This is a genomic window from Massilia sp. CT11-108, assembly GCF_047302915.1.
GTDB classification, from domain to species: Bacteria; Pseudomonadota; Gammaproteobacteria; order Burkholderiales; family Burkholderiaceae_D; genus Telluria; species Telluria orientalis.
This window is the reverse complement of sequence record NZ_JBKYMO010000152.1, coordinates 1-12,021: the sequence shown is the minus strand read 5'-3', so window position 1 is coordinate 12,021 and position 12,021 is coordinate 1. Positions and strand designations below refer to the sequence as shown.

Annotated in this window: 12 protein-coding genes; 4 read left to right on the top strand and 8 right to left on the bottom strand. The window is 65.0% G+C overall.

Annotated elements, in window-relative coordinates; genetic code table 11:
• Positions 1-225 (bottom strand): LysR family transcriptional regulator (locus tag ACEN88_RS14240; RefSeq protein WP_413340534.1); only part of this gene is annotated, 225 nt, incomplete at its 3' end.
• A gap of 116 nt (positions 226-341) precedes the next feature.
• Between ACEN88_RS14240 and ilvD the strand changes: the two genes are divergently transcribed.
• Positions 342-2,015 (top strand): dihydroxy-acid dehydratase, encoded by a 1,674-nt coding sequence (ilvD, locus tag ACEN88_RS14235; RefSeq protein WP_413340532.1) that lies wholly within the window; start codon positions 342-344, stop codon positions 2,013-2,015.
• A 65-nt stretch (positions 2,016-2,080) separates the two neighbouring features.
• Here the strand turns inward: ilvD and ACEN88_RS14230 are convergent, their stop codons facing one another.
• Positions 2,081-2,305 carry a TIGR04438 family Trp-rich protein gene (locus ACEN88_RS14230; RefSeq protein WP_413340530.1) on the bottom strand — a complete coding sequence of 75 codons (225 nt, stop codon included), beginning with the start codon at positions 2,303-2,305 and terminating at the stop codon, positions 2,081-2,083.
• 175 nt (positions 2,306-2,480) lie between these two features.
• Between ACEN88_RS14230 and ACEN88_RS14225 the strand changes: the two genes are divergently transcribed.
• Positions 2,481-2,795 (top strand): c-type cytochrome, encoded by a 315-nt coding sequence (locus tag ACEN88_RS14225; RefSeq protein WP_259449906.1) that lies wholly within the window; start codon positions 2,481-2,483, stop codon positions 2,793-2,795.
• Between the two features lie 64 nt (positions 2,796-2,859).
• On the opposite strand, the gene ACEN88_RS14220 is transcribed toward ACEN88_RS14225, so the two are convergent.
• The 6 genes from ACEN88_RS14220 to folD all read right to left on the bottom strand — a co-directional run bounded on the left by ACEN88_RS14220 (position 2,860) and on the right by folD (position 8,529).
• The gene (locus ACEN88_RS14220; protein ID WP_413340526.1) at positions 2,860-3,996 is read right to left on the bottom strand and encodes a branched-chain amino acid ABC transporter substrate-binding protein; all 1,137 of its coding nucleotides are present in this window, start codon (positions 3,994-3,996) and stop codon (positions 2,860-2,862) included.
• Positions 3,997-4,087: 91 nt separating this feature from the next.
• On the bottom strand, positions 4,088-4,459 hold the full coding sequence (locus ACEN88_RS14215) for a hypothetical protein (protein WP_413340523.1): 372 nt from the start codon (positions 4,457-4,459) through the stop codon (positions 4,088-4,090).
• A complete protein-coding gene (locus ACEN88_RS14210; protein WP_371763964.1) occupies positions 4,456-4,881 on the bottom strand; it encodes a DNA polymerase III subunit chi in 426 nt (141 codons plus the stop codon). The genes ACEN88_RS14215 and ACEN88_RS14210 overlap by 4 nt, the downstream gene beginning before the upstream one ends.
• A gap of 14 nt (positions 4,882-4,895) precedes the next feature.
• Positions 4,896-5,516 (bottom strand): DUF4124 domain-containing protein, encoded by a 621-nt coding sequence (locus ACEN88_RS14205; protein WP_413340521.1) that lies wholly within the window; start codon positions 5,514-5,516, stop codon positions 4,896-4,898.
• 5 nt (positions 5,517-5,521) lie between these two features.
• On the bottom strand, positions 5,522-7,609 hold the full coding sequence (locus tag ACEN88_RS14200; RefSeq protein WP_413340520.1) for a M3 family metallopeptidase: 2,088 nt from the start codon (positions 7,607-7,609) through the stop codon (positions 5,522-5,524).
• Positions 7,610-7,671: 62 nt separating this feature from the next.
• Positions 7,672-8,529, bottom strand: a complete 858-nt coding sequence (folD, locus tag ACEN88_RS14195; RefSeq protein ID WP_413340518.1) for a bifunctional methylenetetrahydrofolate dehydrogenase/methenyltetrahydrofolate cyclohydrolase FolD — start codon at positions 8,527-8,529, stop codon at positions 7,672-7,674.
• A gap of 295 nt (positions 8,530-8,824) precedes the next feature.
• Between folD and aceE the strand changes: the two genes are divergently transcribed.
• A complete protein-coding gene (gene aceE, locus ACEN88_RS14190; protein ID WP_413340516.1) occupies positions 8,825-11,521 on the top strand; it encodes a pyruvate dehydrogenase (acetyl-transferring), homodimeric type in 2,697 nt (898 codons plus the stop codon).
• Positions 11,522-11,672: 151 nt separating this feature from the next.
• Positions 11,673-12,021 (top strand): biotin/lipoyl-containing protein (locus tag ACEN88_RS14185; protein ID WP_413340514.1); only part of this gene is annotated, 349 nt, incomplete at its 3' end.

The following is a 12,021-nucleotide window of genomic DNA, read 5'->3' as shown; positions in this document are numbered from 1 at the left end:
GTTCAGGATGCGGCGGGCTTCGGGCAGCAGGGCGCTCCCGGCCGGCGTCAGCGCGACCGTGCGGCGGTTGCGCAGGAACAGCGCGGTGCCGAGGCCGTCCTCCAGCGCGGCGATCGCCTGCGACAGCGGCGGCTGCGTCATGTGCAGGCGCGCGGCGGCGCGGCCGAAATGCAATTCCTCGGCCACGGTGACGAAGTAGCGCAGCTGGCGCGTTTCGATGTTCATCGTATGGGTGGCGTGTCTGTGATTCGCGCAGCATATCAGAAGCACGCGTGACCGCCCATTTGACGCGAGCCGGTCCGCGCGGCATGCTGGGAAAATCGTCCCATCAGGAGCCGACCATGCCTTACAACCGCCGTTCCCGCCACGTGACCGAAGGCGTCGCCCGCAGCCCGAACCGCTCGATGTATTACGCGATGGGCTATCGCAAGGAGGATTTCGACAAGCCGATGATCGGCGTCGCCAACGGCCATTCCACGATCACGCCCTGCAACTCGGGCCTGCAGAAACTGGCCGACGTGGCCATCGCCACCATCCGCGATGCCGGTGCGAATCCGCAGGTGTTCGGCACCCCCACCATTTCCGACGGCATGTCGATGGGGACGGAGGGCATGAAGTTCTCGCTGATTTCGCGCGAGGTGATCGCCGACTGCATCGAGACGTGCGTCAACGGCCAGTGGATGGACGGCGTCGTCGTGATCGGCGGCTGCGACAAGAACATGCCGGGCGGGATGATCGCGCTGGCGCGCACGAACGTCCCCGGCATCTACGTGTACGGCGGCACGATCAGGCCGGGGCACTGGAAGGGCAAGGACCTGACGATCGTGTCGGCGTTCGAGGCCGTCGGCGAATTCACGGCGGGGCGCATGAGCCAGGAGGATTTCGACGGCATCGAGCGCAATGCCTGCCCGTCGTCCGGGTCGTGCGGCGGCATGTACACGGCGAACACGATGTCGTCGTCGTTCGAGGCGCTCGGGATGTCGCTGCTGTACTCGTCGACGATGGCCAATCCGGACGACGAGAAGGTGGGATCGGCGGCGGAGTCGGCGCGCGTGCTCGTGGAAGCCGTCAAGCGCGACCTGAAGCCGCGCGACATCATCACGAGACGATCGATCGAGAACGCGGTGGCGGTGATCATGGCGACCGGCGGCTCGACGAACGCCGTGTTGCACTACCTCGCCATCGCGCACGCGGCCGAGGTGGAATGGACGATCGACGATTTCGAGAGAGTGCGCCGCAAGGTGCCCGTGATCTGCAACCTGAAGCCGTCGGGCGAATACGTCGCGACGGACCTGCACCAGGCGGGCGGCATCCCGCAGGTGATGAAGCTGCTGCTGGACGCGGGCCTGCTGCACGGCGACTGCATCACCATCACGGGCCGCACGCTGGCGGAGGAACTGGCGGACGTGCCGTCCGTGCCGGCGCAAGGCCAGGACGTCATCCGCCCGCTGGACCGGGCGTTGTACAGCGAAGGCCACCTGGCGATCCTGAAGGGGAATCTGTCGCCGGAGGGCTGCGTGGCCAAGATCACGGGCCTGAAGAATCCCGTGATCACGGGGCCGGCGCGCGTGTTCGACGACGAGTACAGTGCGATGGACACGATCCTCGCGAACAAGATCAACCCGGGCGACGTGCTCGTGCTGCGCTACCTGGGCCCGCGCGGCGGCCCCGGCATGCCGGAGATGCTGGCGCCGACCGCAGCGCTGATCGGCAAGGGACTCGGCGAATCCGTCGGGCTGGTCACGGACGGTCGCTTTTCCGGCGGGACGTGGGGGATGGTCGTGGGCCACGTGGCGCCGGAAGCGTTCGAGGGCGGCACGATCGCGCTCGTGCAGGAAGGGGATTCGATCACGATCGACGCGCACCGGCAGCTGATCCAGCTGAACGTGCCGGACGACGAGATCTCCCGCCGGCGCGCGGCGTGGGTGCGGCCGGCGCCGCGTTATACGCGTGGGGTGCTGGCCAAGTTTGCGGCGCTTGCGCAGCCGGCGAGCAAGGGGGCGGTGACCTGCTGACGCGTTCATACGCCGATCGAACATGCGCTATACGCCACTAAGCTCCCGGGCGCACGACTTGCGCCTTATTTGCGCTTGCCGAAGCTCTGCTTGACGCGCTCCTTGCGCCGCTTTTCGTCGAGGTCGTGGGCCTTGCGCTTGTCGAGGCCCAGCATCTTTTCGATGAACTCGAACCAGATGAAACCGGCGACCATCAGGCCGACGATCCACCACCAGGACAGTTCGGCGAAGCGCCAGACCTCGAAATAGCGCAGGACGACGAGGACGAGGATCAGCAGGATCAGGGGCATGACGGAATTCCTTTCGAGCGGCCATGTTACAACAGTGCTGCTGATAAGCAACGGAATACTGCCATCTGGTCAACGACAATCTGTATCATCCGTTACCAAGTATGTCCAAGCCGCTATGCGCTGGGAAACACGATAGAATTCGAATTAAAGAAATGCCCCCAACTGGAGAGAGTCGATGAAACGTACCATGATGTTGTTTGCTGCAGTCTCTGCCCTGGCTTCGACCGGCGCCTTCGCGCAAGACGCGGCCGCCCTGGCGAAGGCCAAGAATTGCATGGCTTGCCACTCCGTGCAAACCAAGCTGGTCGGCCCGGCCTACAAGGACGTCGCCGCCAAATACGCAGGCCAGAAAGATGCCGAAGGCAAGCTGGTTGCCAAGGTCCTGAAGGGTGGTTCGGGTGTCTGGGGTCCGGTCCCGATGCCGGCCAACCCGCAAGTCAGCGAAGCGGAAGCGCACACGCTGGTCAAATGGGTCCTGGCGCAGAAATAACCCCGCGATCCGACGCTCAATAAAAAGCGCGCCATGCATGTGCAGGCGCGCTTTTTTATTGCGCTCAGCGGATCACGTCCAGCTTGGTCCGCTTGCCGCCCTTGTAGGTGAACAGGGTCAGCGCGCCATCCTTGATGTCGCCGTTCGCATCGAACTGGATTGTCCCGGTCACGCCCTCGTACTTGATGTTCTTGAGGACCGGCAGGTATTTGGCGGGATCGGCCGATTTCGCGTTCTGCATCGCCGTTGCCATCACCATCACGGAATCGTAGACGTACGGCGCGTACAGCTGCACGTCCATGTTGAACTTCTTCTTGTAGCGCGCGCGGAAGTCTTCCATGACTTTTTCCTGCGGACCTTTCACGCCGCCCGCTTCCGCGCAATAGACCTTGCCTTCGCCGAGGCCGTCGCCGGCCAGGCGGCCCAGCGCGTCCGTGCACATGCCGTCGCCGCCCATGAACACGGCCGTGATGCCGAGCGCCTTCATCTGCTTGAGCATCGGGCCCGCGACGGAATCCATGCCGCCGAAGAAGATCAGGTCCGGCTTCTTGGCCTTGATCGACGTGAGGATCGCCGTGTAGTCGGTGGCCGTGGCGCTCGTGAATTCGCGGCCGACGACCTTGATGCCCGGCTTTTTCAGGCCCTTCGCGAACTCGTCCGCGACGCCCTGGCCGTATGTCGTGCGGTCGTCGATGATGGCGATGTTCTTTGCGTGCAGCGTGTCGATCGCGTACTTGCTCAGCGTGCTGCCCAGCTTGGCGTCGCTGGCGACGACGCGGAATGCGCCCGGGAAGTGCTGGCGCGTGTAGACGGGAGCCGTCGTGGCGGGCGAGATCTGCACGATGCCGGCGTCGTTGTAGATTTTCGACGCGGGCACGGTGGTGCCGGAATTCAGGTGGCCGATCACGCCGTTGACTTTCGCATCGACGAGCTTCTGCGCCACCGCCGTGCCCTGCTTGGGATCGGCGCCGTCGTCTTCGGAGATCAGTTGCAGCGTGACCTTCTGGCCGTTCAGCGTGACGCCCTTCGCGTTGAGCTCGTCGATCGCCATGCGTGCGGCGTTCTCGTTGTCCTTGCCGAGGTGGGCGCTGGGGCCGGAGATCGGCGCCACGTGGCCGATCTTGACCACTTGCTGCGCGCTCGCCGTGCCCGCGAAGGCGAGGGCAATGGCGAAGGGAATGAGTTTCGTAGTGACCTGCATGTTCTCTCCAGGAAGAATGTTATGTGCGCCGAGCAAAGTTACTCTAATTTACGCTGCGCGCAAAGCGTTCTAATGGCGAGAGCGATAGCGTTCAGTCGCGCGAGCGCAGGTGCGTGAGTTCCTGCGCGACGGCGCGCGCGACGACCTGCTCGACCGTCACCTGCAGACCGTCGCGCAATTCCGTCGCGAGCCGCGTCACCACGTGGTCCAGCACGGGCGCCATGCTGCTGCGGACCTGGTCTTCCAGTACCAGTTCGACGCGGTCCTGCAACCGGTCGAGCACGCGCGCGACGAGGCGTTCCTCGAGGGCGCGCCAGGCGTTGTCGTCGAGCTCGCGCCGGGTGGGCTGCTCCGGTTCCGGCTGTGCTTCCACGGCCGGTGCCGCCGCGCTTTCGGGCACGACCTCGGCCACGACCTCGGTGAGGACGGGGATGCTTTCGTCGTTGAAGGGAATATCGCTCATGATTGCCCCGCCACGAAGTGGGTCAACGGATAGGACTGCTTCTTGTAGGCGACGTAGCGCGCGCGGCCGGCGGCGGCGTCTTCCTCGTCCGTCGAGATGATTTCGAACACGCGCGCGAACTGCTCGAAGCCGGCCGGCGTGCGGCGCGTCAGGTTCACGAGCATGTCGCGGTGCGGCAGCTCGACGCGTTCGTCGGCGGTGACGATCACCGGCGTCTCCGGCGCGAGGGGATCGCCCGCCATCACGTGCGGGATGAAGTCGGTGCCGGACAGCGTCCACAGCGCCTCGTTCAGGGCTTCGGCCTGCGCCGGGCTGTCGGCCAGCAGGACGAGCTTCGCGCGCGCCGCGTACGCCTTGCGCGCGAGGCGGCAGACGTAGCTGAGCTTGTCGGGGATGTTGGTGTGGAAGTCGATCCGGGTCATGGAAGTCGGAGTCATCAGAACTGGAAATCCGGTGGCGTTTTCTTCGGCTGCGGCTGCCGGCGCGGTTGCTGCCGCTCCGCCTGCGCGGCAGCTTCGTCCGGCGCCGGTGCCGCCGGCAGTCGTGGCGGCGGCACCGGGGCGGCGGCCTCGCTGGCGCCGGTCCGGTAGCCCGGCGGGAGTACGGACCTGCGTGGATACGACGCGGCATCCAGCGCTTCGTTCCACGTGCCGGCCGCAAACCCGGTCACCGGGCGGTTGCCGACGACGAGCAGCGGCAGCTCGTCCTTGCCGCCGGCGCGCTGCAGCTGCTCGCGGTCTTCCGCCGTGTTCACGGTCTTTTCCGCGAACGGGATGCCGCGCGCGCGCAGCAGGGCGCGGCCCTGGTCGCAGGCGTCGCAGCGCGCCGTCGTGTACAGGGTCACGGGGTGCAGCTTGACGGCGCGCGCCAGTTCGTAAGGCAGCGACGGCGTCGCTTCCGGCCGGCTGTCGGGGCGCAGCACCTGCGCCGTCCCCTTGGCCGGCGGCGTATCGCTGTAATGCGTCACGCCGGCCGCGTCCTTCCATTTGTACGTCTGGCCGTGCGCGGCAGCTGCGGCCGCGGCGGACACGACGAGGAGGGCGGCGGCGGCGCCCATCTGCGTCAGGCCTGCATCCCGTTATGGCGCAGCAGCGCGTCGATCTTCGGTTCGCGGCCGCGGAAGGCCTTGAACGATTCGAGCGCCGGGCGCGAGCCGCCCACGGCCAGGATCTCGCGGTGGAAGCGCTTGCCCGTCTCGTCGAGCAGCGAACCGCCGCCCGCTTCGACGGCTTCCTCGAACGCGGCATACGCGTCCGCCGACAGCACCTCGGCCCACTTGTAGCTGTAATAGCCGGCCGCGTAACCGCCCGCGAAGATGTGGCCGAACGAATGCTGGAAGCGGTTGAACGACGGCGGGATCAGCACGGCGAACCTGGTGCGCACCTCGTCGACCAGTGCCTGCACGGTCTTCTGGCTGGTCGGGTCGAAGTCGTAGTGCAGGTGCATGTCGATCAGCGAGAACTCGACCTGGCGCAGCGTCTGCATGCCGGACTGGAAGTTCTTCGCCGCGAGCATCTTGTCGTACAGCGTGCGCGGCAGCGGCTCGCCCGTCTTCACGTGCGCCGTCATGCCTTGCAGGACGTCCCACTCCCAGCAGAAGTTTTCCATGAACTGCGACGGCAGCTCGACGGCGTCCCATTCCACGCCCGAGATGCCGGACACCGACAGCTCGTCGACTTCCGTCAGCATGTGGTGCAGGCCGTGGCCGAATTCGTGGAACAGCGTCGTCACTTCATCGTGCGTGAACAGTGACGGCTGCAGCTTGCCGTCGACCTCCGCCGGCGGCGTGAAGTTGCAGGTCAGGTACGCGATCGGCGTCTGCACGATGCCGCCCGTGGTGAGCCTGCGCCCGCGCGCGTCGTCCATCCACGCGCCCTGGCCTTTGCCCGGACGCGCGTACAGGTCGAGGTAGAACTGGCCGATGAGTTGACCGTTCTTCTCGATGCGGAAGAAACGCACGTCCGGATGCCAGACCGGCGCGTCGTCCGGAGAAATCGTCACGTCGAACAGCTTCGAGATCAGGCCGAACAGGCCGGCGACGACCTTAGTCTCCGGGAAGTATTCCTTCACTTCCTGCGCGGAGAACGCGTAGCGCTTCTCGCGCAGCTTTTCCGACGCATAGGTCACGTCCCACGCCTGCATGTCGGCGATGCCCAGTTCGTCCTTCGCGAACGCGCGCAGCTCGGCCAGGTCCTTCTCGGCGTACGGACGGGCGCGGCGGGCGAGGTCTTCCAGGAACTCGATCACGTGTTCCGGCGTCTCGGCCATCTTCGGTTCGAGCGAGACGTGGGCGAAGCTCTGGAAGTCGAGCAGCTTCGCTTCCTCGTCGCGCAGTTTCAGCAGCTGGGCGATATTGCCCGTGTTGTCCCACTTTTCCAGCTCGGAGAACACGGCGCCCATCTCGGATGCCTTGGTGGCGTTGGCGCGGTAGATCTGTTCGCGCAGCTCGCGCTTGTCGGCGAATTGCAGGATCGGGAAATAGGACGGGAAGTGCAGGCTGAATTGCCAGCCCGTCTTGCCGTCGCGCTCCGCCGCGGCGCGCGCGGCCGCCTTGACGTCGTCCGGCAGGCCGGACAGGTCGGCTTCGTCGGCGACGAGCAGTTTGTAGTCGTTGGTCGCGTCCAGCACGTTTTCCGAGAAGCGCGTGGACAGTTTTGCCTGCTCTTCCTGGATCTCGGCGAAGCGTTCCTTCTGTTTCTCCGGCAACTCGGCGCCGCCCAGGCGGAAGTCGCGCAGGGCGTTCTCGACGATGCGCTTGCGGGCGGGCGCCAGGTTCGCGAAGTCGGCGCTCGCGCGCAGCTGCTTGTATTTGTCGAACAGCGCTTCGTTCTGGCCCAGCTCCGTCCAGAACTCGGTGATCTTCGGCTGGTTCTCGTTGTAGGTGGCACGCAGCTCGGGCGTGTCCATCACGTGGTTCAGGTGGTTGACCACGCCCCAGGCACGGCCCAGGCGTTCCGTCGCTTCCTCGAGCGGGACGACGAAATTGTCCCACGTGACCGCGCCTTGCGTAGGTGCTTCGGCCTGGGTCACGGCGGTGCGTGCTTCGGCGATCAGTTGCTCGATCGCCGGCGTCACATGCTCGGGACGGATCAGGTCGAACCGGGGCAGCCCGGAAAAGTCGAGGAGGGGATTGGTCGTTTCGGTCGTCATGTTCTGATTCCTTTGATATTCAATCTCACCGCCATCTTACCCGGGCCAGCCATTTACGGCGCTTATGCGCGCTTGGCCACGCGCTCGGCCGACTCCAGCGTATTCTGCAGCAGCATGGTGATGGTCATCGGACCCACGCCACCCGGCACCGGCGTGATGTGGCCGGCGACTTCCTTGACGCTGTCGAAGTCGACGTCGCCGCACAGCTTGCCTTCGTCGTTGCGGTTGATGCCCACGTCGATGACGATGGCGCCCGGCTTGACCATGTCGCCCGTCAGCGTGTTGCGGCGGCCGACGGCGGCCACGACGACGTCTGCCTGGCGGGTGTGGTAGCCCAGGTCCGGCGTACCGCTATGGCAGATGGTGACGGTGGCATTCTGTTGCAAGAGCAGCAGCGCCATCGGCTTGCCGACCGTGTTGCTGCGGCCGATCACGACGGCATGCTTGCCGCGCAGGTTCACGCCGGTCGTCTCGATCAGCTTCATGCAGCCGTACGGGGTGCACGGGCGGAAGCCTTCCAGGCCGGCCATCAGTTCGCCGGCGGACAGCACCGAGTAGCCGTCCACGTCCTTGCTGGTCGCGATGGCTTCGATGACTTTCGATGCGTCGATGTGCTTCGGCAGCGGCATCTGCACGAGGATGCCGTGGATGGCCGGATCCGCGTTCAGGGCGGCGATGCGGTCGAGCAGGGCCTGCTCGGAGAAATCGGCCTCGTACTTTTCCAGCACGGAGTGGAAACCCACGTCGCCGCAGGCCTTGACCTTGTTGCGCACGTAGACATGGCTGGCCGGATCGTCGCCGACGATGATCACGGCCAGGCCGGGCTGGTGGCCGGCAGCGGTGAGGGCGGCGGTGCGGGCGGCGATGTCGGCGCGCAGTTGTTGGGAAAGTTTGACTCCATCGATCAATTGGGCGGTCATGGCGGGGGCTCGTGTGCTGGAAAAAAACGAAATTATAAGCGCCCACGAGGGTATCGCGCGCCGCCCGGAGGCGTTCGTTGTCATATTTATCGACGTGCCTGTGTCGGGCGGAACCCGTATTTCATGCGTCCTACATGGCCTTCATCTCACATTATGAAATTGAATATCATATTTTGAAAATTGAGTGTTCCACTGGTAGAATCGACACGCTTTATTCAAGGGATAGTCTTTTCGCCACCAAACGTCCGGGATAAACGGGATCGGGTGGGGCACCACACTCAAGGAGACGTAGCAAATGTCAGCTCAACTCGACCAGTTGACGGCACAAGCCGCCAACGACCCGGATACGCTCGAGACCAAGGAATGGCTCGACGCGCTTGAAGCGGTCATCGAATTCGAAGGTACCGATCGCGCGCACTACCTGCTGGAGCGCCTGGTCGATCTGGCGCGCCGCCGCGGCGCCCACGTTCCGTTCTCGAGCAACACCGCCTACGTGAACACGATTCCGGCCCACCTGGAAGCGCACTGCCCCGGCAACCTGGAATACGAAGAGCGCCTGCGCTCGTGGATGCGCTGGAACGCGATGGCGATGGTCGTCAAGGCCAACCGCCTCGACGGCGACCTCGGTGGCCACATCTCGTCGTTCGCCTCGCTGGCCAACATGCTGGGCATTGGCTTCAACCACTTCTGGCACGCCGAGACCGAAGACCACGGCGGCGACCTGCTGTACATCCAGGGCCACTCGTCGCCGGGCATCTACGCCCGCGCCTTCCTGGAAGGCCGCCTCTCCGAAGAGCAACTGCTGAACTTCCGCCAGGAAGTCGACGGCAAGGGCCTGTCGTCGTACCCGCACCCGAAACTGATGCCGGACTTCTGGCAGTTCCCGACCGTGTCGATGGGCCTGGGCCCGATCATGGCGATCTACCAGGCACGCTTCCTGAAGTACCTGGAAGCCCGCGGCATCGCCAAGACCGACAACCGCAAGGTCTGGGTCTTCTGCGGCGACGGCGAGATGGACGAGCCGGAATCGATGGGCGCGATCGGCATGGCCGCGCGCGAAAAGCTGGACAACCTCGTCATGGTCGTCAACTGCAACCTGCAGCGCCTGGACGGCCCGGTGCGCGGCAACGGCAAGATCATCCAGGAACTGGAAGCGGACTTCCGCGGCGCCGGCTGGAACGTCGTCAAGGTCATCTGGGGCCCGGGCTGGGACGCCCTGCTGGCCAAGGACAAGGACGGCATCCTGCAGCGCGTGATGATGGAAACCGTCGACGGCGAATACCAGAACTACAAGGCGAAAGACGGCGCGTACGTGCGCAAGCACTTCTTCGGCAAGCACCCCGAGCTGCTGAAGATGGTCGCGAACATGACCGACGACGACATCTGGCGCCTGACCCGCGGCGGCCACGATCCGCACAAGATCTACGCGGCCTTCAAGAACGCCCAGGAAAACAAGGGCACCCCGACCGTGCTGCTCGTGAAGACCGTCAAGGGCTTCGGCATGGGCAAGTCGGGCGAGGCGCGCAACACGGCGCACCAGACCAAGAAACTGGACGACGAAGCCATCCGCGAAATGCGCGACCGCTTCGCCATCCCGATCCCGGACGACAAGCTGGCCGACATCCCGTTCTTCAAGCCGTCCGACGACGCGCCTGAAATGAAATACCTGCACGAGCGCCGCAAGGCCCTCGGCGGCTACCTGCCGCAGCGCCGCCAGCAGGCCGACGAGAAGCTGCCGGTCCCGCCGCTGTCGAGCTTCAAGGCCGTCACCGACCCGACCGCCGCCGGCCGCGAGATCTCGACGACGCAAGCCTATGTGCGTACGCTGACCGCGCTGCTGAAGGATCCGGCCATCGGCCAGCGCATCGTCCCGATCCTCGTCGACGAATCGCGTACATTCGGCATGGAAGGCCTGTTCCGCCAGATCGGTATCTTCAACCAGCAGGGCCAGTTGTACGAGCCGGTCGACAAGGACCAGGTGATGTACTACCGCGAAGACAAGGCGGGCCAGATCCTGCAAGAGGGTATCAACGAAGCGGGCGGCATGTGCTCGTGGATCGCCGCGGCGACGTCGTACTCGACGAACAACCGCGTGATGATCCCGTTCTACACGTACTACTCGATGTTCGGCCTGCAGCGCGTGGGCGACCTGGCCTGGCTGGCCGGCGACATCCGTGCCCGTGGCTTCCTGATGGCGGGTACCGCCGGCCGCACGACGCTGAACGGCGAAGGCCTGCAGCACGAAGATGGCCACAGCCACATCTTCGCGGCGACCATCCCGACCTGCGTCCCGTACGACCCGACCTATGCGCACGAAGTGGCGGTGATCATCCAGAACGGCCTGCACCGCATGGTGGAGAAGCAGGAGGATGTGTTCTATTACATCACCATCATGAACGAGAACTACGAGCAGCCGGGCCTGAAGCCGGGTACGGAAGAGGGCATCATCAAGGGCATGTACCTGCTGCAGGAAGGCGATAAAGACGCCAAGCAGCGTGTGCAGCTGATGGGCTCCGGCACCATCCTGCGCGAGTCCGTGTTTGCCGCCGAGCTGCTGAAGAACGACTGGGGCGTCGCCGCCGACGTGTGGTCGTGCCCGTCGCTGACGCTGCTGGCCCGCGACGGCCAGGACGCCGACCGCTGGAACCTTACGCACCCGCTTGATGCGCCGCGCCTGCCGTACGTGACCCAGCTGCTGCAGGGTTCCGAAGGCCCGATCGTCGCGACGACCGACTACATGCGCCTGTTCGCCGAGCAGATCCGCGCGTACATCCCGAGCGGCCGCACGTACAAGGTCCTGGGTACCGACGGCTTCGGCCGTTCGGACAGCCGCGCCAAGCTGCGTGAGTTCTTCGAGGTGAACCGTTACTACATCACGGTCGCCGCGCTGAAGTCGCTGGCCGAAGAAGGCAAGATCGACGCGAAGGTGGTGGCGGACGCGATCGCCAAGTACGGCATCGATCCGAACAAGCCGAATCCTGTGACCCAGTAATGCTCTGATTCGTCGTACCCGCGAAAGCGGGTACCCATGCTGAGTTTCCGAAGGCGCTGATGTATGCTACTTCGCGCTACTCAGCATGGATCCCCGCGTGCGCGGGGATGACGGTTCTACGGCTAACGACAAAAACACGGAGTTAACAAACATGAGCATTGTGGAAGTCAAAGTCCCCGACATCGGTGACTTCAAGGAAGTCGAAATCATCGAGCTGATGGTCAAGCCGGGCGACACGATCAAGGTCGACCAGTCGCTGATCACGGTGGAATCGGACAAGGCCAGCATGGAGATCCCGTCGACCCATGCGGGCGTCGTGAAGGAAATGAAGGTCAAGGTCGGCGACAAGGTCGGCGAAGGCTCGCTCGTGCTGCTGCTCGAGGAAGCCGCAGGCGGCGCGGAAGCTGCCCCGGCACCTGCTGCCGCCGCACCGGCACCGGCTCCTGCCGCAGCGCCTGCCCCGGCTGCTGCTCCGGCACCTGCCGCCGCACCGGCACCGG